Here is a 24,284-nt window from a genome sequence, read left to right as displayed (position 1 = left end):
TGCGAATCCGATGTCATCCGAATCAGCAGAGGTTCAAATGCAGACCATACTGGGTGCCAATGGCCAGATCGCCGTGGAACTAGCCCGCGAGCTAACCCGCGCCTACACGCCCGACTTGCGGCTGGTGAGCCGCAACCCACGCAAGGTGAGCGAGTCCGATGTCGTGATAAGTGCGGACCTGCTCGACGCCGGGCAGACGGCTGCCGCTGTTGAGGGCAGCGACGTCGTGTATTTCACCGCGGGGCTGCCGGCGAAGACTGAACTATGGGAGGCGCAGTTCCCTACGATGCTCCGGAACGCGCTGGATGCGACGCGTGAGGCCCGGGCGAAGTTCGTCTACTTCGACAACACGTACATGTATCCCCAGGACGATCGCGTCCAGACCGAAGAGACGCCGTTCGCTCCCAACGGAAGAAAAGGCACGGTCCGCGCGGCAATGGCGTCGATGGTGCTTGAGGAGATGGCCCGCGGCGACATTGCCGTCCTCATCGCCCGCGCTCCCGAGTTTTACGGGCCGGGGAGGACGCAGAGCTTCACCAACACCCTGATCATCGATCCTCTCAAGGCCGGTAGAAAGCCCCGCATCCCAGTGCGGGATGACCGGCTCCGCACACTCATCTGGACCCCGGACGCCAGCCGTGCACTTGCACTCCTGGGCAACACACCGGACGCCTATGGGCAGACGTGGCACCTTCCGGTAGCTGAAGAACGGCCGAGCTACCGGGAATTCGCCACCATGGCCAGCGAAGTGTTTGGCCAGGAGCCCGGCTACACGGTTGTTCCCAGACGGCTCCTCAGCGCAGCCGGGCTATTCTCTGCGCAGGTACGGGAACTAAGGGAACTCCTGCCGCGCTACGAACACCACAACCGCTTCGACTCCACGAAGTTCACCGCCCGCTTCCCGGAGTTCGCGATCACCTCTTACCGCGATGGCCTCGCCATCATCAACGCAGAAGATCGACTGCGCAGGGCAGAGTAGCGGCAATGGCGTCCGGGACGGCATTTGCAGCGCTCAAACACAGGTGCGGGAAGGTGGGCTATCACTGGGGGACCAAAGAGGATCGAGGACCCACTGCAGCCGGAGTTCGAGGACTACAGTGGGTGTATGGCTGCCAGCCGAAATCCGCTCGATGACCTGCGCGAAACCATCGGCCATTTGGCCAATCAGCTCAAGCTGCCCGGTTCGGAGCGCGTGGACGAACTGGTGGGCGATGTCCTTGGTCCGAGGCCCGGTCCGGGCCGGCCGTTGTCCGAGGTGCAAGCCGAACTCGATGAGTTGATCGGGCTGGAGACTGTGAAGGAGCAGGTGCGCGGCCTTGTCGCATTACTCCAGGTCCAGGCCCGCCGTAAAAGTCATGGCCTGCCGGAGGTGGCAACGTCACAGCATTTGGTGTTCCTTGGAAACCCGGGCACGGGCAAAACGACTGTGGCGCGGCTTCTGGCCGAAATGTACCGGGCAGTCGGGCTGTTGCAGAAAGGTCACCTGGTGGAAGTCGACCGTTCGGGCCTGGTGGGGCAGTACGTCGGGGCAACCGCCATCAAGACGGACCGCGTGATCCGGCGCGCACTGGACGGTGTCCTGTTCATCGACGAAGCCTACGCGCTGGCCCCGGAGGACGGACGGATGGACTTCGGACCCGAGGCGATCGAGGTTCTGCTCAAGCGGATGGAGGACCACCGGCACCGTTTGGTGGTGATCGTGGCGGGGTATCCGCGGCTGATGGAGTCATTCTTGCTCTCCAATCCCGGGCTGCGCTCCCGGTTTGCTCGCGAGATCACGTTTCCTGACTACTCGGTGGACGAGCTTCAGACGATCTTCCATAGGATGCTGGTCCAGCATGAGTACACGCTGGAGCCCGGTGCTGAACAGATGCTGCGCCGCATCCTCGCCGGGCTCCATCCGGGCGAGGATTCCGGCAACGCACGGTTCGCCAGGACACTGTTCGAGCAGGCGCTCAACCGCCAGGCGTTGAGGCTGTCGCTCGACGACGAACAGAGTCTCGACGCGCTCGATCGTGAAGCCGTCATGACTCTCACCACAGATGACCTTGTCAAAGCCGCTCTGGCTTTGGGCGAAGAGCCGGAGCCAGAACCGAGCCCGGAACCGGAACGGTCCCGCTGGTGGCGATGGCTGGCCTGACGGACGTGGTCAGCCTCCGGCGCTGCGTGCCTGCTCCAGATCCGTCGCGTTGGCCAGCGCTTCGCCCAACTTCTCCCGCTGCTCGCTGGTGAGCTCCACGGCTGCGACCTCAGTCAGCAGTACGCCAGCCCCTGCCGTGTCACCAAGCCGCATCGCGAGCTCGGCGCCGTAGACCAGCGCTTCGACCAGGTCGGTGACCGGGGCCGACGCGCGGTGCCGGTTCAGCGCGCTGCCCAGGATCCGGGCTGCCTGCTGTGTGTCGCCCTTGGAGTCGCCCAGTACGACCGCGTTCTGAAGGGCCTTCGCGAGCTGGCTGGAGGGTTCCTCGGTGTTGTCGTCCGCCGATCCGGTGTTGTGAAAGATCCGGATCCAGTTGCCGCCGGGGTCTACTACCGAGAAGCCGGCCGCGTTGCCGGTGTTTTTCCGCTTGCGTGGCCTGGTCATTCGCGGGATGCCGGAGACCAGAACCTTGCCGTGCACTGCACGCATGCCAGCGGCGAAAGCTTCATAGAGCGCCATGGTGTCCTCCACCAGGACCACGCACGATCCGTACGAGGCCTCCGGGTCAAAGCCGTCCAGGCCGAAGAACTGAAGCTGGAAGTCTTCGCGGCGGAGGCCGACGCAGGGGTAGGGCTTGGTTTGCCAGTAGGTGCGCTCAAAACCAAGCATCTGGTAGAAGTCCGCGATCTCGTCGATGGATCTGCAGGGCAGCAGGGGAACCGTAATCTCGCCGGACATGGCTTCATCCTCACGCGTAGGAGAGCAGCAACAGTGCACATCCTACGTCAGAGATGCGAGGGTGCCCAGAAGCGATGGCGGCGGACCGCGAGCGTCTCGCCATACCGGAAGAGTTTGTTATGCGTGGCTTATGCCGGCGGTGCGTTCCCAGGACTTATTGGCCTGGTCTTTTTGGCTGAAGGTGAGGCCGAGGAGCGCGTTTTCGGTGACTTCGGGCAGTGCGGGGTGGATCCAGTATTGTTTGGCGGCGAATTCGCGGACGTCCAGATCGAAGGCGAGGACGGTGATCATTTGCTGGATCAGGGTTGATGCGTGCGGGCCCATGTAGTGGGCGCCCAGGAGTTTGCCGGTGTCCTGGTCTGCGATAAGTTTGCAGATTCCCGTGGTGTCTTCCAAGGCCCAGCCGTAGGCAACGTCCCCGTAGTCCTGGATTTTGGTGGTCACGTTGTGGCCGTGGTTGAGGGCTTGGTCTTCGGTCATGCCGACGGTGGCGATCTGGGGATGGGTAAACGTGGCGGCGGGGACGTGATCGTGCGGCATTTTCTGCAGGCTGCCCGGGTTCAGCAGGTTGTGGCGCACTGCGCGCATCTCGGCGTTCGCGACGTGCTTGAGCATGTAAGGCGAGGAGACGTCACCCAAGGCCCAGACACCTGCGGCGGACGTCGACCGGCCGTATTCGTCCACCTTGATCCGACCGTCGTCTGTCATGTCGATCCCGGCGGAGGGCAGGTCCAGCAAGTCTCCGTTAGGGACGCGTCCGGTGGCTACCAGCAGTACCTCCCCGGTGGCGGAGGTGCCGTCGTCGAGCTTGACGGTGATGCCCCGGTCCGTTTGCTCGGCGCCGGTGGGGGTCCGGCCGAACCGGATGTCGAAGCGTTCTGCGGCCAGGGTGTTGAATCGGTCGTGGAGGTCGGTGTCGAGGTTCCGCAGGAGCGTCGAGCGGGGGATGATCGTGACGTCGGTTCCGAGGGCGTCGAAGACGTGGGCGAACTCCATGGCAATGTAACCTCCGCCAATGATCACCAAGGATTTGGGCAGTTCCGGCAGGCGCATGATGTCTTCGTTGGTGTGGTACCGCACGCCCGAAGTGGCGATGGCCTCGGGGATCATGGGCCTGGAGCCCGCGGCAATGACCACGTGGTCGCCGGAGATGGTTTTCTGCTGATCGCCCTGGCCGGTTCGCAGAGTGCGTTCTCCGATAAAGACGGCATGCTGGTCGTAGACATCAATGTTCGGGGTCCGGGGGCCACGGCGATACTCCTCACCGGCGGCGGCGATCGGATCAACACGGTCCTCGAAGATCCGTGTGACGATGTCCGGCCAATCCACGGAATCGATTGTTGCGTGGAGGCCCAACCGCCCGGCCTCAAGAATGTCCAGCGCGGTGTCAGCGGTGTGAACATACATTTTCGACGGGATGCAGCCGACATTCAGGCAGGTTCCGCCGAACGTACCTTCCTCGATGATCGCGATGGACCGGTCATCGAACCCGGGTCCGGGAATGGAGTTCCCGGACCCGGAGCCGATGATGACCAAGTCGTAGTGCCTATCTACGGGGATGTCGCTGGCGCCAGTGTGCATAGTGGTAGTCCTTAGTCCGGGGTCTCCTCAACCCTACTGAACACGAGCCGAACCGGACCGCCGCCATCACACAGAAAAGCGCAGATCAGCCGATCAGGGCGGTGGCCACGGAGTAGCGGGCCATAGTCGTGTATCCGGATTTGGTCCCTGTCACACGTACTTTGATGGCGATTCCCTTGTCCGCGGCGACCAATTTGTACGTCTGGGCCGTGGCAACGGCATGGGAAAGGTCCCTTTCCCCACGAAAGTGACTGAAGGGACCGAGTGGTCCTCTGTCATCGTAGGCGTCGGCCCAAGGCCGTGCCATGGGGAGATCTGCCCCGTCGATTGCGGCCAGAGAGGGCAAGCGGGCGGCGCTTCCGCCAGGTGGGTTCGCGGCAGAACCTGGGCTCGGCAGAAGTGGCGCTGCCTCGACTACCTCACGCACGCGACGTAAGCTTGCCGCGTCGCTCATGGCACATGACGTCGATGATCCGGACGTGCACGGCCGGGCATCACTGGATGAGAACTAGAAGGAGGCTCGAAAACAATGTTTACGAAGAAGGGCGACGATGCTGCTCTCGCCAAACTCCGCGATGCGCCGGCCCCATTTGGGGAGATTGGGGTGCGCCTCCACAGCATTATCCGGGAGAGTGCGCCGTCCTTGGAGCCGATTGTGCGATGGGGTTTACCTTTCTATGTGAAGGACGGCAAAGACATTTGCTATATCAAGCCGGACAAGGAATACATTGTGTTTGGGTTTGGTGAAGTGGTGAACCCTGCGCGTCAGGAGGGGGAGCACATGCACCCGGTTGCGTGGACCTTCACCTCGCTGGATGCTGCGACGGAGGCCAGGATCCGGGCACTCGTCGAGAAAGCGGCTGCCTGACACGGACCCGCTTTTGGTGGGTCGCAGATGCCCTGGGCCGATGCGCGACGGAGGTCACTCGTCTAGAACAGCGGCCAGGGCACCGCGGGCATCCCACCACTCGGAGCCGGAAAACGGCCGTCCAAACGCAGACGGGAGCAGCGGGCAGCGAGTGATGCGATTTCTTCGGTGCTGATCAACCCGGCCAAGTCACGGCCCAGCCCAGCGTTCAGTGCCTCGGACACCCGATCGAGGCCTACGAGTTCCTCGGCATCAAGATCGTCGCCCAGCCATCCCCAGAGCACGGTGCGCAGCTTGTGGTCAGTGTGAAAGGTAAGCCCGTGGTCCACGCCGTGCCTGGGTCCATCAGTCATGGCAAGAATGTGGTTGCCTTTGCGGTCGGCGTTGTTGACCACTACGTCAAACACCGCCATGCGCCTGAGGGCAGGCGAGTCTTCGTGAACGAGGGCCACAATATTTCCGTTCTCATCCTGTCCCTCAAGAACCTGTTTCCAGCCCGTCTCCGGCATATCCTCAGCAGCCACCAGGTTCACGGCGCTCTGGTCTGGGTCCTGCTCCTGCCAGAGCTGGACCATACCTTCACCCAAGGGACCTTCACGCAGCCACGTGCGCGGCACGATGTCCCAGCCGAGGACTTGCGAGACCAGATATGCGGCCACCTCACGGTGGGCGAGCGTGCCATCGGGAAAATCCCAGAGCGGACTTTCGCCAGCTATCGGTTTATAGACCACAGGCACCTTGCCGATGCTGCCCAGAAATGTCGCGTTTGAGGCGGTGGTGATACGGCCGGTAAGGGTTAGCTCGGCGGTCACCAGGTCCAGCGACGGCATTAGACTTCGGGCAGAGTGCACTCGTGCCCGTCGGCGTCCATGGGGTAACCGCAGAGCGGGCATGCCGGACGCCCTGCGCCTACGACCTCGCGGGTGCGCTTGGCGAAGGCTCGGGCAGTGCCCACCGGCATGCGGACCAGCATCATTTCGCTTTCGTCAGTGCTGTTCTCCGTGAGTGGCTCGTCAATGTCATCAGCCTGGACATCGGCGAGGGAGTAGGCCTCAAGGACGATCTGAGCCGTGGTTGGATCCCAGTCCAGAGTCATGGCACCGGTGCGAAACTGTTCGTGAGGGGTCTCAAGCGGTTCATTGTCCACGAGTTCAATGGGCGTACTTGTGGGAACGCTGAAGGGGTTGCCGTCGATGGTGATGAGCTGATCGAGGACTTCGTCGATCTTTTCCGCGAGAACAGCCGACTGTTCCTTCTCGAGGGCGATGCTCACCATTTGTGCCCCTGTGCGCACCTGCAGGTAAAACGTGCGTGCTCCTGGAAGGCCAATGGTGCCAATGACAACCCGATCAGGCCAGGCAAACTCGTGAACGCGTGTAGGCATGTCAGTATCTTAGGCACATGAGGTTTATGGCGTCTTCTGCCCTGAGCCGCCGCCCACCGGTGCGTCGCCAGAACGGATGCCGTTCGACAGCCACGACAGATCGCCGGCCTCGGTGTTGGTGGCGTAGACGCTCGGCCGGCCAGCGCTGAAGTTGACGATTGATACGGAGGCAGGGCTGACGTTTATCCGCTGGAACAGGTCAAGGTGCATGCCGAGCGCGTCGGCGAGGATTGACTTGATGACATCGCCGTGGCTTACCGCCACCCATACGGCCCCTGGACCATGCTCAGCTTCGAAGGCTGCATCGTGGCGTCTGATCGCTGCCACCGAACGGTACTGCATCGCTGCCATGGACTCACCCCCTGGGAAGACGACGGCGGATGGTTGCGACTGCACCAGGGGCCACAAATCCTCGGTTGCCAGATCGCTGAGCTTGCGTCCCTGCCACTGGCCGTAATCGCATTCGGTGAGGTCGAGGTCGAGGTCGACAGGCGCAGAGGGGGCGCCGGCCTGGCGATCGATGATGAGCTGTGCGGTCTGCCGGCAACGCTCAAGCGGGCTCGACACCACCCCGACGACCGGAACGCTTGCGAGCCGCTCTCCGGTCAGGGCCGCTTGGTTCCGCCCGACCTGGTCCAAGCTGACGCCGTCGGCCCGACCAGCCAGCAGTCCACTGGCATTGGCTGTAGTGCGGCCGTGCCGCACGAGAATGAGAGTTGCCATCCGCCCAGCCTATCCACCCGCTGGTTGTTTGTGTCGCCACGATCGACCGGGCGGTGGAGGCTCTGGCGCCGTCAACTGGTGAAATGTCACTTCCTGGTATCGATGTCTGACGCCGATGGGGAGACTGTGGCGGGTTCGACGGTGTGGGTGTTTGCCCAGTTCGCCAGTAGTTGGAGCCCGTCGTGGGACGGGCTCCCTGGTTGGGCTGAAAATACGAGCATGTGAAGGCTCTTGTCGGTGGCCAGTTCGAGGCCGATGTAGTTGAGGTCAAGGTCCCCGACGATCGGATGATGGATGCTCTTGACTCCGGTTCGGTGTTCGCGGACATCGTGCGCTCCCCAGAGCCTCCGGAAGAAGTCGCTGCGGGTGGAGAGTTCGCCTACAAGGTCGCTGAGCCTGCGGTCGTAGGGGGAGCGGCCCGCTTCGACCCGAAGGAGGGCGACGATCTGGCGCGCATTGGATTCCCAGTCCTGATAGAACAGCTGGGCTTTGGGATCAAGAAACACGAAGCGCGCCGCGTTCACCGGTTGCGGGGAGTCACTGAACATCTCGAGAAACAGGGCTTTGCCGAGCCGATTAGCGGCGACGGCGTCGAGCCTGCCGTTTTGCACGAAGACGGGCACGGTGGACATCGCGTCAAGGGTTTGCTGCAGGACCGGGTTGGTCCTCAAGGACCGGGCGGGGCGCCTGCGATACGGACGTGTTCCGGTATTGGCTGATCGGATGAGTTCGTTGAGATGTGTGTGCTCGGCATCGTCGAGTTGGAGGGCCCTGCTGACCCCGTCAACGACAGCCTCCGAGACTCCTTTGGCGTTACCGCGTTCCAGTCGCTTGTAGTACTCGACGCTCATTCCCGCCAGCAAAGCCACTTCTTCACGCCTCAGGCCAGGTACCCGCCTGCGTCCACCAAAGTCCGGTAATCCCGTTTGCTCGAGGTCGAGCTTGGCTCGGCGCGACATGAGGAACTGGGTGAGATCGTCCTGGGTGCTCATGGAATCGAGGGTACTCCACTCGGGGCGACCTATAGGGGCCCTGTTGGGGAACCCATAGGTAGGGTCTCGCTAGCCTTCGCGCCAGCCCGTTGACTTGTGTTCATGGGCCGCTGCGAAACCGCAACGGACAACGAAGACAGAAAAGGCATCATCTTGACTAACGTATGGTTCATCACTGGAGCCGCCCGCGGCATGGGCGTAGATCTGGCCGAGGCAGCGCTGAATGCCGGCCACCGGGTGGTTGGCACGGCGCGGGACGCTGCCAAGGTAACCGCCGCCCTCGGCGAACACGAAAACCTTCTGGCTTTGTCCTTGGATGTGACCGACGCCGATGCGGCCACGGCGGCCATCAAAGCTGCAGTTGGACGCTTTGGAAGCGTCGACGTCCTGGTCAACAACGCGGGCAACTTTTACGCCGGGTACTTCGAGGAAATCAGCGATGCACAGTTCCGAGCGCAGATGGAGACAAACTTCTTCGGCCCTCTGAACGTCACAAGGGCTGCCCTCCCGGTCATGCGCAAGCAGCGACGTGGCCACGTCATCACCATCACGTCCGCCGCCGGCATCATCGGCCAGGAGTTCTGCGCCGCCTACGCCGCATCGAAGTTCGCCCTCGAAGGCTGGATGGAGTCCCTCCACTACGACGTCCAACCCTTCGGCATTCACACCACCATTGTCGAGCCCGGCTTCTTCCGCACAGAACTCCTCGTCGAAGGCGCCTCCTCGATCTGGCCCGAGCTCTCCATCGATGACTACGCCGAGCGCACCACCCAGACCATCGCAGTGTGGAAGAGCATGAACGGTCTGCAGGGCGGAGACCCCGCCAAACTCGGCGCGGCGTTGGTCACCATCGCCGACCTGGAAACCCCTCCGCTGCGGTTCGTCGCCGGCGCGGACGTCGTTGCCGGCGTCGAGCAAAAAGCCAGCCTGCTCCTCGCCCAGGTCGACGCGCATCGCGAACTCTCCTCCACCATGGCGATCGACGCGTGAGTCACTGACCCCCTCCGCTCGTCCGTCCCGTGAGCAAGGCAGCCGAAAGCGGTGCCGTAACACCGGACCGTCTCAGCGCCGGTGTTCCCCCAAAACCCACCGGAGGGGGAGTGAGGCGTTGACGAGCAGCACCGCGATCACGAACCAGCCGGCAAAGAGGAGGCCGCCGTCGGGGATTTCCGCGGTGCTGGTCGTGCCGCCGGCCGTCACGGATTCCTGAACCGGCTTGACGTAACCGGCCACGATCAGCGCGAGTCCTGCTGCGGCAGTGAGCAGGTAGATCCGCCCGTTGCCGGCCCACCAGCGATTGATCCACGGCACCAGGCGCAGCGGCAGTCCGAGCACCACAGCGATCAGGATGGCGAACGGGGGAGCAATAATTCCTCCGAGTATCCAGCCGATGAAGCTCCCCACGCCGTCATATTCCCGCGATGTTGCCGCCATGGTGAACACGATCCAGGAGGGCACCAGGAGCGCGAAAGCCAATGCCAGTTGGCTGGGCTTTGCCAAGCCTGTGGCTCCGTAGCGAACCGCTGGGATATCGCCCAACGTCACCGCTGGTCCTTGGGGTCTGGACACGTCGTCCTGGTTCCAGGCTGCGCTGGGTAGCTGCTCGGTACGTCTCCGGTCTGCGTTGAGTGGGTCCCCCATGACGCCATTATGCCCGTGGTTCGCCACGCCGCCGGCAGCCTTCCTTCGCAGCGGGCGGAACGTGGCGGTTCTTATTCGGCACAAAGGCCGTCACGCTGGAATCGACCAAAAGGTCTTCTTCACGCCTGGGACCCGACGACGGTAATAATCGCCGTGCTCAACCGGCCGCCCTGGTGGCACCATGGACTCATGGCTCAAGCTCACGGCTTTTTCGGCGGCATTAAGCGTCCGCACCCCATCAAGCCCCGTCCCGGTCAGGAGTCTGTCTGGGACTATCCGCGGCCCCCGCGGGTGGAGGTTCGGACTGATCGGATCGTTGTGCGGCTTGCCGGACAGGTCATTGTGGACACCACGGATGCCGTGCGAGTACTGGAAACCAGCCATCCGCCCGTCTACTACCTGCCCATGGATGCGTTTCCGTCGGGTGCACTTGTAGGGGCCGAGGGCTTCAGTTTTTGCGAGTTCAAGGGAAGGGCCCACTACTTCGACGTGGTGGCAGGCGGAATCAGGGTCACGCGCGCGGGGTGGAGGTACCCGGAACCCGGCCCGGGTTTCGAGGCCCTCAAGGACCGGGTGGCACTGTATCCGGAGGGTATGGATGCCTGCCAGGTCAACGGCGAGCAGGTGACCTTCCAAGAAGGCAACTTCTACGGCGGCTGGATCACCCGGAAGATCGTCGGTCCGTTTAAGGGGGGTCCGGGCACTGCTGGGTGGTAAGCCTTTCAGCCGGCTAGATAAGCGAGCGGAAGATGTCCCAGCCTGTGCCAATGGTTTGGTCTGTGGGGACGAATCCTGAGTACTTGAGCAAGTCTCCATGAGGGTTGATGGCGATATTGTCGTTGCGGGTCACAGTGTGACCCCAATGGATCGCCTCACCCAGGTTGTGGGAATAGCTGCCGGCGCCGATGACATCAATCATGACTCCCCAGCCGGGCCCCCAGGTACCCGCACCTTCCCAGCCGCCTTGTCCATCGGAGCGGTAATGGTGCATGTAGCCGGCGTGATCACGCCCAAGGATGTCCACATTTCCGTCGCCGCTGAGGTCGCCGGAGGCGATGATCTTGTCAAAGACCTGCCAGCCGGTGCCCACCACCTCTGGTTCTTTCCAGCCGCCGTCACCGTCACCCGGGTACAGGTGAAGATCGCCCTCGGCGTCGCGGCCAAGAACGTCGTTGACGGTATCCCCATCGAAATCGCCCGGGCCCACGATCGAGTCGAAAACATTCCAGCCTGTACCCACGATTGACCTGTCCCTCCAGCCCCCGTGGCCGTCGCCTGGGTACAGGTAGAGGTCTCCCTCAGCATCCCGGGCGAGGACGTCGTTGTTTCCGTCGCCGTCAAAGTCACCGGGGGAGAACACGATGTTGAAAACGTCCCATCCGGTGCCCACCAGCCGGGGTTCATCCCACTTCGCCGACTCGTAGCTGGGGCACAATCCTTGGTCGCAAGAGCCAAGGCCGTAAGTGTACGTCCGCGGATACAGGACCAGCCGGCCGTCGTCCGTGCGGCCCATCAGCTCGAAGTTTCCGCGCCCGGTCCAGCCCATGGCGCGGTTCGACGCCGCAATGGGCGCTGTCTCCTCGCTGTGCAGCAGCGTGTTCTGGTCACCCCGTAGGGAGTCGCCGCACTGCTTCTTCTCCGGAGTCGTGGCGTAAACGTTGAACGAAAGTCGATTTCCCCGGTCCGAGGGCAGAATCTTGAGCGGTTCCACCTGCCGTTCAGGAGGAAGAGGCGTGCCGTTGCTGAGCCATTCGATCGTGTACCCATCAGGGGCGGCCTGGGTCTTGTCGCAGCCCGAAAATTCTGCTGGAGCTCCCATGCGCAACTCTGACCCGACGTACGGCATGCCGATCATGGACACGATCCCGTCCATGTCAATGTGGTGCAGGGGCTGGGCCCCTGCTGTGGTTGCAGACGCGGGGGCCGCCCCGGATCCCACCAATCCAGCCACCAGCAGTACAGCCGTTGCCCAGAGTCGTTGTGGCGATGTTCCACGCAGGGGGCCACGAGCAATTGAGCGAAACAACAAAGACATCAGATAGCCTCATCCCTGGGTTGGCCCACAATCCGGTGGCGGCAGCAGACCCGTAACGGGCCCATAGGTCCAAACCTAGCCACAGAATCTCTGCGACATCCGGACCCGCCGTCCGTGTCGTGGCGCGGCCGGAGCAGCAGTGGAGCCGGTAATGCGAGGGAAGTCAGCAGGCAATGACGTTAACGGCGAGGCCTCCTCGGGAGGTCTCTTTGTATTTGCTCTTCATGTCCGCGCCGGTCTCCCGCATGGTCTTGATGGCGGTGTCCAGTGGGACGTGGTGGATGCCGTCCCCGCGAAGACTGATCCGCGCGGCGTTGATGGCTTTGTTGCTGGCCATCGCGTTGCGTTCGATGCAGGGGATCTGGACCAGGCCGCCAACGGGATCGCAGGTCAAGCCAAGGTTGTGCTCGATCCCGATCTCGGCCGCGTTCTCCACTTGCCGGGGTGTGCCACCCAGAATTTCGCACAGCGCGCCCGCGGCCATGGAACAGGCCGAGCCGACTTCCCCCTGGCACCCAACTTCGGCACCGGAAATTGAGGCGTTCTCCTTGAACAGCACGCCAATTGCTGCTGCCGTGAGGAGGAAGCGGACCACGGACTCGTCGTTGGCCCCTGGCGTGAACATCATGTAATAGTGCAGCACGGCAGGAATGATCCCGGCCGCCCCATTGGTGGGTGCTGTAACCACGCGGCCGCCTGTGGCGTTTTCCTCATTGACTGCCAAAGCAAAAAGGTTCACCCAGTCAACGGCGCGCAAAGGATCGCTGGTGTCATCTGTCGCTTGCAGGTCCGCCAGTAGTCGGGGCGCCCGACGGCGAACCATCAGGTTCCCGGGCAGGTGTTCTTCCGTGCGGCTGCAGCCGCGTGAAACGCATTCCTTCATGGTTTGCCAGATACGCAGCAGTTCCGCGCGGGTTTCCTGTTCGCTGCGCCATGCGCCTTCGTTGGCCAGCATGAGATCACTGATGGACAGGCCTTCACGGTCACAGTGGGCCAACAATTCCTCGGCACTGGAAAATGGGTAGCGGACCGTTACTGCGTCCGGCTGGTCCCTGCCCACGGCATCCTCGTCCACCACAAAGCCTCCGCCCACTGAATAGAAGACGCGTTCGCTCAGCACGTTTCCCTCAACATCAAACGCCTGGAACCGCATGCCATTGGGGTGGGCGGGCAGTGACTGGCGCAAATGGAGCACCACATCCCTGGCCCGGTTAAACGGGATGACTCGACGGCCGCCCACGAGGATCTTCTTCGACGCGGTGGCATCGTCCACAACACGGTCCGCTGTGAGCGTATCCACGGTTTCAGGCGCCTCGCCCATGAAACCCAGAATGACCGCCTTATCCGAGCCGTGCCCTCGGCCCGTAGCCCCCAACGAACCGAACAGCCCCGCGTAAAGGCGATCAACGGCGTCGAACTTTCCTTCCGTTTCAAGGGATTCAATGAAGGTGCGGGCGGCGCGCATCGGTCCCACAGTGTGGGACGACGACGGGCCGATTCCGATCGAGAACAGGTCGAGTGCGCTTAAAGCCATGGCATACCTCCGGGAGGACTGGTGGGGTGGGTTCTCTCACCAGCTTGGAGGTGTATGGCAGCGGCGTCCATCGGGATCTTTTGAACAAAACTTTAAGCAAGACTTAACGATTGGCTCATGGGAGCCTCCTCGTTAAGCCTTGGGGCGTGCGTCGGTGGCCTTCCGCAATTCATCGACGACGGCGGCAATCGCCGGTGACTCCCTGCTCGCGGCGCGGTTCAGGACGATGATGTTGCGGCCGCAATCCGGTTCGACGCGACGCACCACCAGGTCCTCCGTTTCCCGCCCGAGGTTCAACTCGCTCATCAGTGCCACGCCCAGGCCGGCACGGACCAACCCCAGCGTGGCCATCAGATTCCGGCAGTTTGCAATGACGCTCGGCTCGAATCCAGCCTCACGGCAGGTTTGGCGAACGAACTGCTCAAAGACGCTGCCTTCCTGGTCCAGGATCCAGCGTTCGTGGGCGTAGTCGGCGAGCGTGGCAGTCGCGGCGACCTGCCGGTCCTGGGGGAGGCAGAGGATGATCTCATCGCGGGCCAGGACGGTCTTCACCAGCCCGTCATCCTGGATTTCATGCAGATCGTCCACCACAGCCACGTCGATGTGCCCTGACTTCAACCTGGCAACGCTTTCAAACGGCTCCAGGTCTGAAACCGTGACGTCCAGGCGCGGGTAGCTGGCGCGCAGGGACATGACGGCAGCTGGCAGTACCGTGCTGCAAAAGCTCGGGAAAGCGCTGATGGCCAGGCGCCCGCGGACGTCTGTTTGGAGCTTCTTGAGGCTCGCCTCGGCCGCCTCAACCTCGGAGGCGATCCTGCCGAAGTGCTCCACCAGCATGACGCCGGCTTCCGTCAGCCGCACCTTCCGGCCGGCGCGGACCAGGAGGGCAAGGCCGGCTTCCCGTTCGAGCACGGCCAATTGCTGGCTGACCGCCGAGGTTGTCATATGCAGCGTGGCTGCTGCGGCCGTCATGGTTCCCTCAAGCTCCAGGGTCTTGAGGATGTGCAATCGGCGGATATCGAGCACGGGGCCTCCTACAGTTTAGGTCTACTTAACCTCAGTATCGCGACTCCAGCTACTTTCCGACGACGGGTGGATGAATCCCAGCGTCGCGGCACCTTGTCCGTCGATGAGTCGGCCCAGATGTTTGCTCATCCTGAACACCACGCTGCGATCAACGATCCTGGCACTGGGCACGGCAGCTTCCAAGGCAGCCTCGAAGCGCATCACGTCCGACATTTCCCGCAGCCACACGGCCACCACCAAGTTGTATTGGCTGGCGACAGCGAGTGCGGTTCTGGCTTCGGGTATCTGCGCCATGAGCCCGTGCATCTGCTGGATGTGTTTGGCGGCCGTGCGCATGAAGTACCAGGCGTAAACGGGCCACCCGGTGACAGTCCGCGCCACGTCGGTTCGGATCCGGAGCATGCCTTCGGCGCGCATTCGCGCAAGCCCGTCGGCGACGCGTTGCTCGCTCAACCCGTGCTCGGCGGCAATCCTGCTGACGGGGCGCCGGCCATCTTCAACCAGGCAGTGGCGGAGGGCCGCTTCGACATCCGGGTGCACCGTCCGGGGTGCCCTGGCCCGGGGCGGTCGGGGGCGGGGGATTTTGCTGGCTTCTGTGGGAGCCAGTGCGCGCAGCCTCCAGTCGGATGCCTCCATGACTACTTCTGTAACGAGGTGGGTTTGGGTATTTTTGACTCCTTCCAGGGCACCAATGCGGTTGGTGACGATGTCCCAGATGGACAGCGGGGTATCGGCAAGCATGGTGGCCAACAGATCGCGCCCTCCGGAGGTGTGGTCCAGGGTCAGTACTTCCGGGATTTGTGCGAGGTGGCGCGCCACCTCGCTGATTTGCTGGGGTTTGCACGTGATGTCGATCAGGGCGGACGCTCCGCTGGGGAAGATTCCGGTGACCCAGGCGAGTCCGCGTTCGCGCAACGATTCCCAGCGCCGGGCCAGTGTGACGGCATCGACGCCGATCACAGGTGCCAGTTCACTCCACGGTGCCCGGCCTTCTATCTGAAGGGCATGGATGATGCGCTCTTCCAGGGGATCAAGCATGTTTTTCGGCATGGGAAGAAGAATAACCACGGAAAGCTGCAATTTCATCAATCGGAAACACGGCACTTCCATGATGTTGTGATCCCGTTCACTTCTCATCACATCGGAGCGCACATGCGTACAACTGCGCAGAAATCCACCACCGCGGCAGGAGCCGTCGGATTCCTGGTGGTCATGGAGCTTGGCAGCGGCATCCTTCAGGGGTGGCTGAATCCTTTGTTCTCTTCCATTGGTGAACACTATGGAGTCCCGGCTGCATCCCTGAACTGGATCAGTGCCGCGTATCTCCTGGCTACAGTCCTGGTTGTTCCCCTCCTTTCCAAGCTCGGCGATATCCACGGCCACAAACGGATCCTGATGATCGCCACGGCCATCGTGGCCGCCGCATCGGTCCTGGTGGCCTTCGCACCCAACTACGGGTTGTTCCTGCTGGGCAGGGCCATCCAGGCACCTCTGGCCGTGTTCCTTCCCTTGGAATTCGCTATAGTGCACCAACGCGATTCGGAGCGCTCAGGTCGCAGTATCGGCCGGCTGGTTGCGGCCCTGACCCTGGGCGCCACCATTGGCGGACTGCTCTCCGGAATCGTTCTGGACGCCGTCGGCAGCCTGTCCATCACGCTGCTTATGCCTGCGATCTTCATGGCACTGTGCCTTCCCGGGATCGCATTCTTCGTCAAGGAGACACCGTTGCGCAGCAAAGGCCGGGTGGATTATCTGGGTGCTGCCCTGCTGGGTGGTGGGTTGGCCGCACTTCTTGGCGGTGCCTCAAACCTCTCAACGTGGCCCCCGATGACCACGGCCATCGCCATGCTGGCTGGGGTGGCACTCCTGGTCGCCTGGGTGCTGTCCGCCCGCCGGACCGAACACCCGTTGGTGGACCTCACCATGCTCCTGCGTGGTGGGATTGGCCTACCCATCATTGTGGCGTTCCTCTACGGCGCCCAACTCTTCGGTGCGCAGGCGCCCATCTCGGTCTACCTGCGCTCGGATCCGGCCACTGTGGGCTTCGGCTTCGGGGCGGCAGCCTCAGCGGCCGGAACCATGCTCAGCATCATGGCGTTGGCAGCATTCCTGGGGGCATCCTTCAGCGACCGCGTATCCCGTGTTATAGGTGGCCCCCGGAGCGTTGCCGTGGGCGGTGGGCTAAGCGCCGTTGCCTACGTTTTCATGATCCTGGCACCCGGCAGTTTGGTCACCTTCTCAGTGTGGCTCGTCGTAGCCGGTCTGGGCTCCGGATTGGTCAGCGGCACCCTTCCCACGCTGGTGGTCCAGCGTGCAGCGGCCGATTCGGTGGGCATTGCTTCCGGTCTCTACAACACAGCACGCACCGCTGCCGGTGGAGTGGCGGGCGCGCTCTTTGCTCTGCTGATGGCGGCGCTCACCACTCCCACTGCTGCAGGAACCCCGGCGGCCACGGAGCTGTCCTTCCATGCCGTCTGGTGGATCTGCGCTGGCCTGTCCGTGCTGTTTGCCGTTGCAGTTCTCTTCATTCGGCCAGCCAAGCCAACCGTACTCACCGACCCAACTGCTCCCGCCCCGGAGGCAACCCACGGTGCCCCCGACGCTCTCGAACCCGTCAACTGACACCACCACTACACGAAGGAATAACAATGACTGTTTCCATCGACATCACGTCCAAGGACATCCTGCGCGAGGCTGTACGCGAGTCCGTGACCGCCGTCGGGCCTTCCATCCTGGAACTCAGCCACACGGTCCATGCGCTGGCAGAAATTTCCTGGGAGGAGCGCCAATCGGCTGCGGCTGTGGCCGCAGTGCTGCGTGAGGGCGGCTTCGACGTCACCGAAAACGCCTATGGAGTCCCGACGGCGATCGAAGCCGTCTATGGCCGCGGCGAGCTGACTGTGGTCCTCTGCGCCGAATACGATGCACTCCCCGAGGTGGGCCACGCGTGTGGGCACAACATGATCGCTGCCGCCGGGGTTGGTGCCGCTTTGGCACTCAAAGATGTTGCCGACGCTGCCGGGCTTCGCATCAAACTCCTCGGAACGCCGGCCGAGGAACACGGTGGCGGTAAGGTTTCGCTGCTGCAGGCGGGGGCGTGGGAGGACGCCGCTTTCTCCCTCATGGTCCACGGAATGACCGGAACCGAACGCAGCGCAACTGCCTTCAGCATGGCCGCGGTGGAGCGCTTCGAAGTTCAGTTCAAGGGCAGTGAAGCCCACGCCGCCGGCGCACCGGACAAAGCCATCAACGCTGGAGCTGCGGCAAGTTTGGCCCTGATGAACATGGCGGTCCTGAGGCAGCACCTGCCGGAAAATGCCAACACCAACGCGTTCATTTCCCATGGTGGCGGCGCCACCAACGTCATCGCCGGCGACTCTACTGTCCAGGTGGAAGTGCGTGCCGGGGATGTCGAAGTGTGGCGAAACCTCAAGCGCAGGGTACTGGCATGCTTTGAAGGCGCGGCTATCGCGACCGGCTGCACGTGGACGCACCGGCAGACCGAACACCCTTATGCGCCTATCGACACCCACGCCGGGTTGGGCAAAGTCTGGGATCAGAACATGGAAGCGGTTGGGAGGCCAGTGGACACGACGCCCATTTTCGGCGGCGGTTCCTCGGACATGGGCAACGTCTCGCAAGTAGTACCTTCCGTGCACGGGATGGTGGTGGTCCGCAACAGTACGGCTGTCCCTCACCACCCGGACTTCACCGCAGACGCCATCACCCCTGAGGCGGACCAGGCGGTCCTTGATGGCGCCACAGTCCTGGCCTGGACCATTCTTGACGCCGCTCTGGACACCGGGCTGCGCGCCGAGCTGCTGGAACTCCAGGAAGCACGGCGTCCTGGCGCCACCACCGCCACGCTTGAGGCCTGATCCCGCCCCTGGGCGGGACCTGGGGCATAGACTCCCTGTTGATCACCATCCAGTCGACTCAGCCAACGGAGCAGGACGAATGACACAGCTACGGACAAGGTTCGGTGCCAATTACACGCCATCGCGCGGATGGTTCCATCACTGGCTGGATTTCGATGTGGACGATGTCAGACGTGACCTTGACTCGATCGCCGGTTTGGGGCTGGACCACGTCCGGGTGTTTGCCTTGTGGCCGCACTTTCAGCCGAATCGATCGCTGATCCGGGAACGTTCGCTGGAAGATTTGAGGGCCATGGTGGACGCGGCCGGGGAACGTGGACTGCAAGTCTCCGTGGACGGATTGCAGGGGCACTTGTCCAGCTTCGATTTTCTCCCTGCGTGGACCCAGACATGGCGCCAGAAAAATCTGTTCACTGACCCGGAGGTCCTGGAAGGCCAATCCGCATACCTGACGGCGTTGGCCCGTGCTGTGGCGGACTGCCCAAATTTCCTTGGCATGAGCATCGGCAACGAATTCAGCCAATTCGGGTCCGCTGCCCACCCGCAGCAAAGCCAAGCCACGCCCGAGGAAGCCCGGCACTGGGTAGCCACCATGCTGGCGGCGTGCGCTGCCGGAGCTCCGAACGCCTGGCATCACCACTCAGAGTATGACGCCGCATTCTTCGATGGCCGGCACCCCTTTACTCCCAGTACGGGGGTGCCATTCGGCTCCATGCCAACAGTCCACTCGTGGGTCTTTAACAACACAGCCCAGATGTATGGCGGCATGAGTGAGCAGAGCCTCCGGCTGGCCGAATACCTGATTGAACTTGCCCGCGGCTGGTCACCGGATCCCTTTGCCCCCCTTTGGCTTCAGGAAGTGGGAGCCCCCAGCCCGCATGTTGCATCTTCCGATGCCGCCGAGTTCGCCCGGCGCACTCTTGAGTACGCCTTGGACTGCGAGAACCTCTGGGGCGTCACATGGTGGTGCTCCCATGATGTGGACAGAACCTTGATGGACTTCCCGGAGCTCGAATATTCGCTTGGCCTGTTGACCACCCACCAGGCCGTCAAGCCGCAAGGGACAGCAGTGTCAGAGGTTGGCCGTAAATATCGGGAGAACCCGTCATTGGCCGGACAGCGCACCACTGCATTGGTGCTCGATCCGGGCGGGACTACAGGTTCGAATCGTCAACAATGCGCGCCAGGGGGTGCATTCTTCGAGTCCTGGATGTCGCTCGCCATGTCCGGTCAACGCCCCACGGTGGTGTTGGCCGGCAAAGCAGAGGACGACGCGTACCTCGCCACCCGCGGCATCACGGAGCTCCGCTACGCCGCCGACGTCCAGTTCAAGCATTCTCCATGAACCGGACCCAGCGACGCCTGATCCGGAGGCAAGGATTTTGCCGGAGGTGGTCTTGAGGCTGATGGCCATGGGAATCAGTGCCTTTTAAAGAGGCCACCTTGAACGGGCCGCAACGATCAAAGGGCGGCAACGAATTCGGCGATAACAACACCGGTAGAGGTGGTGAGGCTGCGTTCCAGTTTCAGGTCCACGCGGTCTCCGTTTGCAAAGAGCCGGGTTCCGGAGCCCAGCACCAGGGGGTGAATCAACAACGTGTAACGGTCGATGAGTCCTGCGGCGTGCAAGCTGCGGACCAGTTCGCCGCTGCCCATGATCAGGAGATCGTGGGGGTACTGGTCCTTGAGAGCGGCCACGGTGGTCACCGCCTCACCGGCCAGGAGTTCACTGTTCGCATAGGCCAGCGGTGTGTCTGCGCCACGTGAGACGACGAACTTGTCAGAGCCCACCAGAGCATCAACAAAAGGATTGGGGCCGCTGGAGGTCCAGTAACCGAGCACATCCTCGTAACTGCGGCGACCGAACAGGAGACCCCTTGTGGCCCGCATGCCCTCACCGGCGTACTTCATCGAAATGTCGTCCTGGTAGCCGTTGGCCCAGCCTCCATGGGTGAAGCCGGCCCTGGTATCTTCATCGGCCCGGCCAGGTCCCTGCATAACACCGTCGAGCGTGATGTGCTCAAAAGCAGTGATGGTGGACATTTTTCCTGCTCCTTTCGGCCCGCAGCTGATGCCCGCAGCTGATGGCCGCCCAACTCAGGGCGGCCATCAGCCAACATGCCGTGCGGACTAATGTTCGGCGTCTGCCGAGGCCTGCTTCCTGGCAGTTTTCTCGGCGTCCTTTTCGGCGCGCAAAGCCTCTGCCTCGTGCTGCTCCTCAGCCTTTTCCTGATGAATGACCTCCGCAAACAGCTTTTCCATTTCCTTGGCCACGCCAGCAGCTGAGGCCGGGTTCTGCCCGGTTACCAGCCGTTCGTCCACCACTACCTTCTCTTCGAAGACTCCTGCGGACACGTGGCGGGCGCCCTGTTCCTCCAAGCGGTCTGCCAGGAAAAACGGGATGACCTTGTCCTTGCCGGCGGCTACTTCCTCGTCATTGGTAAAGGCGGCCACATCGCGGCCCTGGACAAGGCGGAAGCCGTTATCCAATTCAACGTTCAACAGGCCTGCTGGTCCATGGCATACCGCGCCTACCAAACCGCCGGCGTCATAAACGCTGGCCACAAGGTTCTGCAGGCCTTCGCTGTCCGGGAAGTCCCACATGGTGCCATGGCCTCCTACCAGGTAGACGGCGTCATATTGCCCGGGATCAACCACATCCACCCGGGCTGTGTTGTAGAGCCCGGCACGTGTGGTCTCATCCTGGGTGAAGGCAACCTGAATGGGATCATCCGAGTCCACCTCGTCACGTGGAGGCTGGCCGCCCTTGATGGACGCGAAGTCGACGAAATGTCCGGAATCTTTGAAGACCTTCCAAGGGTGTGCGGCCTCGGCCACGTTGTAGCCGGTCTTCTCTCCGGTATCGCCGATCTCGGAAACGCTGGTCAGTACCATGAGGATTTTCTTCATGAAGTGCTCCTTTCGTCCATCTTCCACACTACGCCCCACTCAAATTCAGGCCTTTGGAAGGTGCCCTGAGGCTGCCACGCCTCGCCTGGGGAAGTACCTTATTGGCGTCCCTTGGCGCCGGTGGGCCGCAGGCAATGGCTGAGACGGCCGCCACGTGGGTTGAGATGGCCGGGACCGGATAAACGTCAAATCCGTGCACCAGCGGCTGTTCCGGACAATCGGCCCGAAGAGCCTCGGCACCATTACCATCGGAAACCAGCGAGACGGCGGATGGCGGGACGCTGAGCCCCACTCCGGCGGCCTTGAGCACAGCTTCTTTGGCAACCCACTGACGCATTCTTTCCCTTACCCCGGTCTTGGCGATCACCGAGGCCGCCGCGGGACTAAGAACATACTCGTCAAACCCCTCAAAGAGCGCCGACGGGACGCGTTCCACATCGGCGCCGACGCTGGCGGCAGCCGGTCCAGCTACTGCCATCACCAGTCCATGACTCCGGGAAAGGCTCAATGACATTCCCGGCAGGACCGTCCGTCCGTGGCCTGAACTGCCGCACCCAGGGCAGTATCGTGTGATGTTCAAGCCTGGGGCTGCGAGAGCATCCAGCCCCAGGCGATGCGCGGCGAGCAGGCGCAGCAGTACATGCGATGCCGCGTAGTCGCGGCTGTCCTCAACGGTGCGGAACCGACGTCCTGCGATCCTTTCGTCAGGGCCCAGGAACCGGTCCAGGCCGCCGACGCTGGAACACGCCGCCTCGACGCTGGCGGACGGCAGAATGAGATATCCGACGCCGGGAGTCCCGGCTTGGGCGGTCACAGCTTGCTGATGCGGCGGTACTTGGCGATCGCCAAGGGTGCGAACACCGCGATGATGGCAATGCTGCATGCGACGGCATACAACAACGCGTTATCCGCGGGCCAGCCACCTGGAGCGATGAACCCCGAGGGTGCGGTGTTTCCGAAGAGCTCACGCACGGCCGTGGCCACGGAGGTGACGGGGTTCCATTCGGCGATGGCGCGAAGGGGGCCCGGAAGCGAAGCCGTCGACACAAAGGCGCCCGACACGAAGGTGACAGGGAAGAGCCACACCAGGCCAAGGCTTTGCGCTACTTCGACGCTGCGCGCCGTGAGGGCTATCAGCGCACCAATCCAGGACACCGCGAACGCGAAGAGCAACAACACGCCCAGCGCTGCGAGCATCTCCAGGGCGCCGGTGTTCATACGCCAACCGACTGCAACCCCGCAGAGGAGGGTCACTGCGATGGATATGACGCTGGTGTAAAGGTCAGAGGTGGTGCGTCCCAGAATCACCGCGACGCGGGACATGGGCAAGGAACGAAAGCGGTCAATCAATCCGAGTTGAAGATCCTTGGCCAGATAGACGGCCGTAAAGGATGCGTTGAACGTCAGGGTCTGGGCCAGGATGCCGCCAATGAGGAAGCTGCGGTACTGGTCGCCACCCAGGGAACCGCCGAAGACGAAGCCCAAAAGCAAGACGAACATCACGGGCTGCACGACGCCGGTGACCAGCGCTCCCGGGGTGCGGAGAACGTTGAGCAGGTTGCGGTGGGCAATGACGGAGCTGTCCCTGACAGCGGCAGAGATGACGCTCAAGCGGGTACCCCTTCCTTGCTGATGTGGTTTTCGGGCTGCGTGTTTCCTCCTGTGAGCTGGAGGAAAACGTCGTCCAGGGTGGGCCGGCGAAGGGAGGCTTCGGTGACTGCGAGGGACCTGGCATCCAATTCGGCCAAGACGCGAACCAGCACGCTGTGGCCGCCGGGTGCTGCTACGGAAACCCTTAACGCGGCGTGGTCCACCTCGGGGATTGCCAACCCGCCGGTGGCCTCCGTCAGCACGGAAGTGGCCCCTTGCAGATCTGCCGCATCCCGCACGGTAACGTCCACACGCCCTGAACCGGCGCGGTTCTTGAGCGCTGTGGGAGTGCCTTCAGCGATGACACTGCCATGGTTGATGACGGCAATGTGGTCCGCCAACCTGTCAGCTTCTTCAAGGTATTGGGTGGTCAGGAGGACGGTTGTTCCCCCAGACACCAAGCCGGCCACCACGTCCCACGTATCCAACCGGCCGCGCGGGTCCAAGCCGGTGGTGGGTTCGTCCAGCACCACCACCTTGGGCCGTGCCACCACGGCACCCGCAAGGTCCAGGCGGCGTCTCATACCGCCCGAGAAAGCCCCGGCCCGCTTGCCCGCAACCTCTGTGAGCCGGAAGTCCGCCAATAACTCGTGGGCACGGGCGGTGGCATTCCTGCGGTTCATTCCGTAGAGGCGACCCACCATGTGGAGGTTCTCAAAAGCAGTGAGCTTTTCATCCACGGCCGCATATTGCCCTGAGAGGCCCAGGTTGCGTCGTACGCTTTCAGGGTCTTTGCGGACGGAGTGGCCGGCCACCCAGGCATCCCCGGAATCCGGTGTCAACAAGGTGGTGAGAAGCTTCACAGTGGTGGTTTTGCCGGAGCCGTTGGGTCCCAGTAAACCCAACACTGTGCCTTCTGCCGCGTTGAGCGTCAGGCCATCGAGCGCTGTGAAGGCGCCGTAGGACTTGCGCACATCTTCTACCCGGATCACTGGCTGGCGGCAAGCTCGGCAACCTTGCGCGGAGCCATGTCTGTCCACGTTTGGGACACGTATTCCAGGCAGGCCTCGCGGCTGTCAGGGCCGAACATGGCTACCCATCCTTTGGGGGTGGCCGCGAATGAAGGCCACAGGGAGTGTTGTTGGAATTCGTTGACCAGGACGGAGAAGGTTGCTGAAGTGTCATCGAACGGGTTTGTCACGAGGATTGACCTTTCGGGTTGTTCCGGCGCTAACAGTGCCCCG

At 62.7% G+C, this 24,284-nt stretch carries 26 protein-coding genes; 8 read left to right on the top strand and 18 right to left on the bottom strand.

The window, feature by feature from the left end:
• Nucleotides 1-37: 37 nt before the first annotated feature.
• The gene (locus tag BLW08_RS08390) at nucleotides 38-979 is read left to right on the top strand and encodes an NAD-dependent epimerase/dehydratase family protein (protein WP_091324517.1); all 942 of its coding nucleotides are present in this window, start codon (nucleotides 38-40) and stop codon (nucleotides 977-979) included.
• Between the two features lie 126 nt (nucleotides 980-1,105).
• A complete protein-coding gene (locus BLW08_RS08385; RefSeq protein ID WP_091324373.1) occupies nucleotides 1,106-2,140 on the top strand; it encodes an AAA family ATPase in 1,035 nt (344 codons plus the stop codon).
• Between the two features lie 9 nt (nucleotides 2,141-2,149).
• Here the strand turns inward: BLW08_RS08385 and BLW08_RS08380 are convergent, their stop codons facing one another.
• The 3 genes from BLW08_RS08380 to BLW08_RS23610 form a co-directional block, all read right to left on the bottom strand.
• Nucleotides 2,150-2,878 (bottom strand): VOC family protein, encoded by a 729-nt coding sequence (locus BLW08_RS08380; protein ID WP_091324371.1) that lies wholly within the window; start codon nucleotides 2,876-2,878, stop codon nucleotides 2,150-2,152.
• A 117-nt stretch (nucleotides 2,879-2,995) separates the two neighbouring features.
• A complete protein-coding gene (gene mtr, locus BLW08_RS08375; protein WP_091324369.1) occupies nucleotides 2,996-4,459 on the bottom strand; it encodes a mycothione reductase in 1,464 nt (487 codons plus the stop codon).
• A gap of 85 nt (nucleotides 4,460-4,544) precedes the next feature.
• Complete coding sequence (locus BLW08_RS23610) at nucleotides 4,545-4,886, bottom strand: hypothetical protein (protein ID WP_139244862.1); 342 nt, start codon at nucleotides 4,884-4,886, stop codon at nucleotides 4,545-4,547.
• 102 nt (nucleotides 4,887-4,988) lie between these two features.
• Here BLW08_RS23610 and BLW08_RS08365 point away from each other — a divergent pair, with 102 nt between their 5' ends.
• A complete protein-coding gene (locus BLW08_RS08365; protein WP_091324365.1) occupies nucleotides 4,989-5,327 on the top strand; it encodes a DUF1801 domain-containing protein in 339 nt (112 codons plus the stop codon).
• Between the two features lie 62 nt (nucleotides 5,328-5,389).
• Here BLW08_RS08365 and BLW08_RS08360 read toward each other — a convergent pair whose 3' ends face one another.
• The 4 genes from BLW08_RS08360 to BLW08_RS08345 all read right to left on the bottom strand — a co-directional run bounded on the left by BLW08_RS08360 (nucleotide 5,390) and on the right by BLW08_RS08345 (nucleotide 8,426).
• On the bottom strand, nucleotides 5,390-6,157 hold the full coding sequence (locus BLW08_RS08360; RefSeq protein WP_091324363.1) for an SCO1664 family protein: 768 nt from the start codon (nucleotides 6,155-6,157) through the stop codon (nucleotides 5,390-5,392).
• Nucleotides 6,157-6,711 carry a DUF3090 domain-containing protein gene (locus BLW08_RS08355; RefSeq protein ID WP_090821090.1) on the bottom strand — a complete coding sequence of 185 codons (555 nt, stop codon included), beginning with the start codon at nucleotides 6,709-6,711 and terminating at the stop codon, nucleotides 6,157-6,159. The genes BLW08_RS08360 and BLW08_RS08355 overlap by 1 nt, the downstream gene beginning before the upstream one ends.
• A gap of 24 nt (nucleotides 6,712-6,735) precedes the next feature.
• A complete protein-coding gene (locus BLW08_RS08350) occupies nucleotides 6,736-7,434 on the bottom strand; it encodes a histidine phosphatase family protein (RefSeq protein WP_091324362.1) in 699 nt (232 codons plus the stop codon).
• Between the two features lie 86 nt (nucleotides 7,435-7,520).
• Nucleotides 7,521-8,426, bottom strand: a complete 906-nt coding sequence (locus tag BLW08_RS08345; RefSeq protein WP_091324360.1) for a helix-turn-helix transcriptional regulator — start codon at nucleotides 8,424-8,426, stop codon at nucleotides 7,521-7,523.
• Nucleotides 8,427-8,579: 153 nt separating this feature from the next.
• Between BLW08_RS08345 and BLW08_RS08340 the strand changes: the two genes are divergently transcribed.
• On the top strand, nucleotides 8,580-9,416 hold the full coding sequence (locus BLW08_RS08340; RefSeq protein ID WP_254779780.1) for an SDR family NAD(P)-dependent oxidoreductase: 837 nt from the start codon (nucleotides 8,580-8,582) through the stop codon (nucleotides 9,414-9,416).
• Between the two features lie 72 nt (nucleotides 9,417-9,488).
• On the opposite strand, the gene BLW08_RS08335 is transcribed toward BLW08_RS08340, so the two are convergent.
• Nucleotides 9,489-10,067 carry a hypothetical protein gene (locus tag BLW08_RS08335; RefSeq protein WP_139244861.1) on the bottom strand — a complete coding sequence of 193 codons (579 nt, stop codon included), beginning with the start codon at nucleotides 10,065-10,067 and terminating at the stop codon, nucleotides 9,489-9,491.
• A gap of 189 nt (nucleotides 10,068-10,256) precedes the next feature.
• On the opposite strand from BLW08_RS08335, the gene BLW08_RS08330 reads away from it, so the two are divergent.
• On the top strand, nucleotides 10,257-10,784 hold the full coding sequence (locus BLW08_RS08330; RefSeq protein ID WP_091324355.1) for a DUF427 domain-containing protein: 528 nt from the start codon (nucleotides 10,257-10,259) through the stop codon (nucleotides 10,782-10,784).
• A 13-nt stretch (nucleotides 10,785-10,797) separates the two neighbouring features.
• On the opposite strand, the gene BLW08_RS08325 is transcribed toward BLW08_RS08330, so the two are convergent.
• From BLW08_RS08325 to BLW08_RS08310, 4 genes are all read right to left on the bottom strand, one after another.
• Nucleotides 10,798-12,102 (bottom strand): FG-GAP repeat domain-containing protein, encoded by a 1,305-nt coding sequence (locus tag BLW08_RS08325; RefSeq protein ID WP_139244860.1) that lies wholly within the window; start codon nucleotides 12,100-12,102, stop codon nucleotides 10,798-10,800.
• 163 nt (nucleotides 12,103-12,265) lie between these two features.
• The gene (locus BLW08_RS08320; protein ID WP_091324352.1) at nucleotides 12,266-13,636 is read right to left on the bottom strand and encodes an L-serine ammonia-lyase; all 1,371 of its coding nucleotides are present in this window, start codon (nucleotides 13,634-13,636) and stop codon (nucleotides 12,266-12,268) included.
• A 132-nt stretch (nucleotides 13,637-13,768) separates the two neighbouring features.
• On the bottom strand, nucleotides 13,769-14,662 hold the full coding sequence (locus BLW08_RS08315; protein WP_091324350.1) for a LysR family transcriptional regulator: 894 nt from the start codon (nucleotides 14,660-14,662) through the stop codon (nucleotides 13,769-13,771).
• A gap of 21 nt (nucleotides 14,663-14,683) precedes the next feature.
• Nucleotides 14,684-15,712: an Lrp/AsnC family transcriptional regulator gene (locus BLW08_RS08310; RefSeq protein ID WP_254779779.1), complete on the bottom strand. Its 1,029-nt coding sequence runs from the start codon at nucleotides 15,710-15,712 to the stop codon at nucleotides 14,684-14,686.
• Nucleotides 15,713-15,814: 102 nt separating this feature from the next.
• Here BLW08_RS08310 and BLW08_RS08305 point away from each other — a divergent pair, with 102 nt between their 5' ends.
• From BLW08_RS08305 to BLW08_RS08295, 3 genes are all read left to right on the top strand, one after another.
• The gene (locus BLW08_RS08305; protein WP_254779778.1) at nucleotides 15,815-17,284 is read left to right on the top strand and encodes an MFS transporter; all 1,470 of its coding nucleotides are present in this window, start codon (nucleotides 15,815-15,817) and stop codon (nucleotides 17,282-17,284) included.
• A 26-nt stretch (nucleotides 17,285-17,310) separates the two neighbouring features.
• Nucleotides 17,311-18,540: a M20 family metallopeptidase gene (locus BLW08_RS08300; protein WP_090821106.1), complete on the top strand. Its 1,230-nt coding sequence runs from the start codon at nucleotides 17,311-17,313 to the stop codon at nucleotides 18,538-18,540.
• 79 nt (nucleotides 18,541-18,619) lie between these two features.
• Nucleotides 18,620-19,885, top strand: coding sequence for a glycoside hydrolase 5 family protein (locus BLW08_RS08295; RefSeq protein WP_090821108.1), 1,266 nt, complete (start codon nucleotides 18,620-18,622; stop codon nucleotides 19,883-19,885).
• Between the two features lie 116 nt (nucleotides 19,886-20,001).
• Here BLW08_RS08295 and BLW08_RS08290 read toward each other — a convergent pair whose 3' ends face one another.
• The 6 genes from BLW08_RS08290 to BLW08_RS08265 form a co-directional block, all read right to left on the bottom strand.
• Nucleotides 20,002-20,583: a dihydrofolate reductase family protein gene (locus tag BLW08_RS08290; protein WP_090821110.1), complete on the bottom strand. Its 582-nt coding sequence runs from the start codon at nucleotides 20,581-20,583 to the stop codon at nucleotides 20,002-20,004.
• Nucleotides 20,584-20,670: 87 nt separating this feature from the next.
• Nucleotides 20,671-21,450, bottom strand: coding sequence for a type 1 glutamine amidotransferase domain-containing protein (locus tag BLW08_RS08285; RefSeq protein WP_090821112.1), 780 nt, complete (start codon nucleotides 21,448-21,450; stop codon nucleotides 20,671-20,673).
• Between the two features lie 28 nt (nucleotides 21,451-21,478).
• Nucleotides 21,479-22,264, bottom strand: a complete 786-nt coding sequence (locus BLW08_RS08280) for a 4'-phosphopantetheinyl transferase family protein (protein WP_175538619.1) — start codon at nucleotides 22,262-22,264, stop codon at nucleotides 21,479-21,481.
• Nucleotides 22,261-23,061: an ABC transporter permease gene (locus tag BLW08_RS08275; RefSeq protein ID WP_090821116.1), complete on the bottom strand. Its 801-nt coding sequence runs from the start codon at nucleotides 23,059-23,061 to the stop codon at nucleotides 22,261-22,263. The genes BLW08_RS08280 and BLW08_RS08275 overlap by 4 nt, the downstream gene beginning before the upstream one ends.
• Nucleotides 23,058-24,014: an ATP-binding cassette domain-containing protein gene (locus BLW08_RS08270; protein ID WP_368086875.1), complete on the bottom strand. Its 957-nt coding sequence runs from the start codon at nucleotides 24,012-24,014 to the stop codon at nucleotides 23,058-23,060. Before BLW08_RS08270 ends, BLW08_RS08275 begins: the two co-directional genes overlap by 4 nt.
• A gap of 14 nt (nucleotides 24,015-24,028) precedes the next feature.
• On the bottom strand, nucleotides 24,029-24,241 hold the full coding sequence (locus tag BLW08_RS08265; RefSeq protein WP_090821745.1) for an MbtH family protein: 213 nt from the start codon (nucleotides 24,239-24,241) through the stop codon (nucleotides 24,029-24,031).
• Nucleotides 24,242-24,284: the final 43 nt, after the last annotated feature.

The organism is Arthrobacter sp. cf158 (genome assembly GCF_900106835.1).
In the GTDB taxonomy this organism is placed as follows: domain Bacteria; phylum Actinomycetota; class Actinomycetes; order Actinomycetales; family Micrococcaceae; genus Arthrobacter.
This window is presented reverse-complemented; position numbering and strand designations above follow the sequence as displayed.

Coding starts and splice junctions, on each gene's coding strand:
- BLW08_RS08380 (WP_091324371.1), bottom strand. CDS start 2,878: ATGTCCGGCGAGATTACGGTTCCCCTGCTGCCCTGCAGATCCATCGAC.
- BLW08_RS08350 (WP_091324362.1), bottom strand. CDS start 7,434: ATGGCAACTCTCATTCTCGTGCGGCACGGCCGCACTACAGCCAATGCC.
- BLW08_RS08385 (WP_091324373.1), top strand. CDS start 1,106: ATGGCTGCCAGCCGAAATCCGCTCGATGACCTGCGCGAAACCATCGGC.
- BLW08_RS08355 (WP_090821090.1), bottom strand. CDS start 6,711: ATGCCTACACGCGTTCACGAGTTTGCCTGGCCTGATCGGGTTGTCATT.
- BLW08_RS08300 (WP_090821106.1), top strand. CDS start 17,311: ATGACTGTTTCCATCGACATCACGTCCAAGGACATCCTGCGCGAGGCT.
- BLW08_RS08345 (WP_091324360.1), bottom strand. CDS start 8,426: ATGAGCACCCAGGACGATCTCACCCAGTTCCTCATGTCGCGCCGAGCC.
- BLW08_RS08295 (WP_090821108.1), top strand. CDS start 18,620: ATGACACAGCTACGGACAAGGTTCGGTGCCAATTACACGCCATCGCGC.
- BLW08_RS08310 (WP_254779779.1), bottom strand. CDS start 15,712: ATGCCGAAAAACATGCTTGATCCCCTGGAAGAGCGCATCATCCATGCC.
- BLW08_RS08290 (WP_090821110.1), bottom strand. CDS start 20,583: ATGTCCACCATCACTGCTTTTGAGCACATCACGCTCGACGGTGTTATG.
- BLW08_RS08335 (WP_139244861.1), bottom strand. CDS start 10,067: ATGGGGGACCCACTCAACGCAGACCGGAGACGTACCGAGCAGCTACCC.
- BLW08_RS08330 (WP_091324355.1), top strand. CDS start 10,257: ATGGCTCAAGCTCACGGCTTTTTCGGCGGCATTAAGCGTCCGCACCCC.
- BLW08_RS08325 (WP_139244860.1), bottom strand. CDS start 12,102: ATGTCTTTGTTGTTTCGCTCAATTGCTCGTGGCCCCCTGCGTGGAACA.
- BLW08_RS08390 (WP_091324517.1), top strand. CDS start 38: ATGCAGACCATACTGGGTGCCAATGGCCAGATCGCCGTGGAACTAGCC.
- BLW08_RS08360 (WP_091324363.1), bottom strand. CDS start 6,157: ATGCCGTCGCTGGACCTGGTGACCGCCGAGCTAACCCTTACCGGCCGT.
- BLW08_RS08365 (WP_091324365.1), top strand. CDS start 4,989: ATGTTTACGAAGAAGGGCGACGATGCTGCTCTCGCCAAACTCCGCGAT.
- BLW08_RS08305 (WP_254779778.1), top strand. CDS start 15,815: ATGCGTACAACTGCGCAGAAATCCACCACCGCGGCAGGAGCCGTCGGA.
- mtr (WP_091324369.1), bottom strand. CDS start 4,459: ATGCACACTGGCGCCAGCGACATCCCCGTAGATAGGCACTACGACTTG.
- BLW08_RS08285 (WP_090821112.1), bottom strand. CDS start 21,450: ATGAAGAAAATCCTCATGGTACTGACCAGCGTTTCCGAGATCGGCGAT.
- BLW08_RS08320 (WP_091324352.1), bottom strand. CDS start 13,636: ATGGCTTTAAGCGCACTCGACCTGTTCTCGATCGGAATCGGCCCGTCG.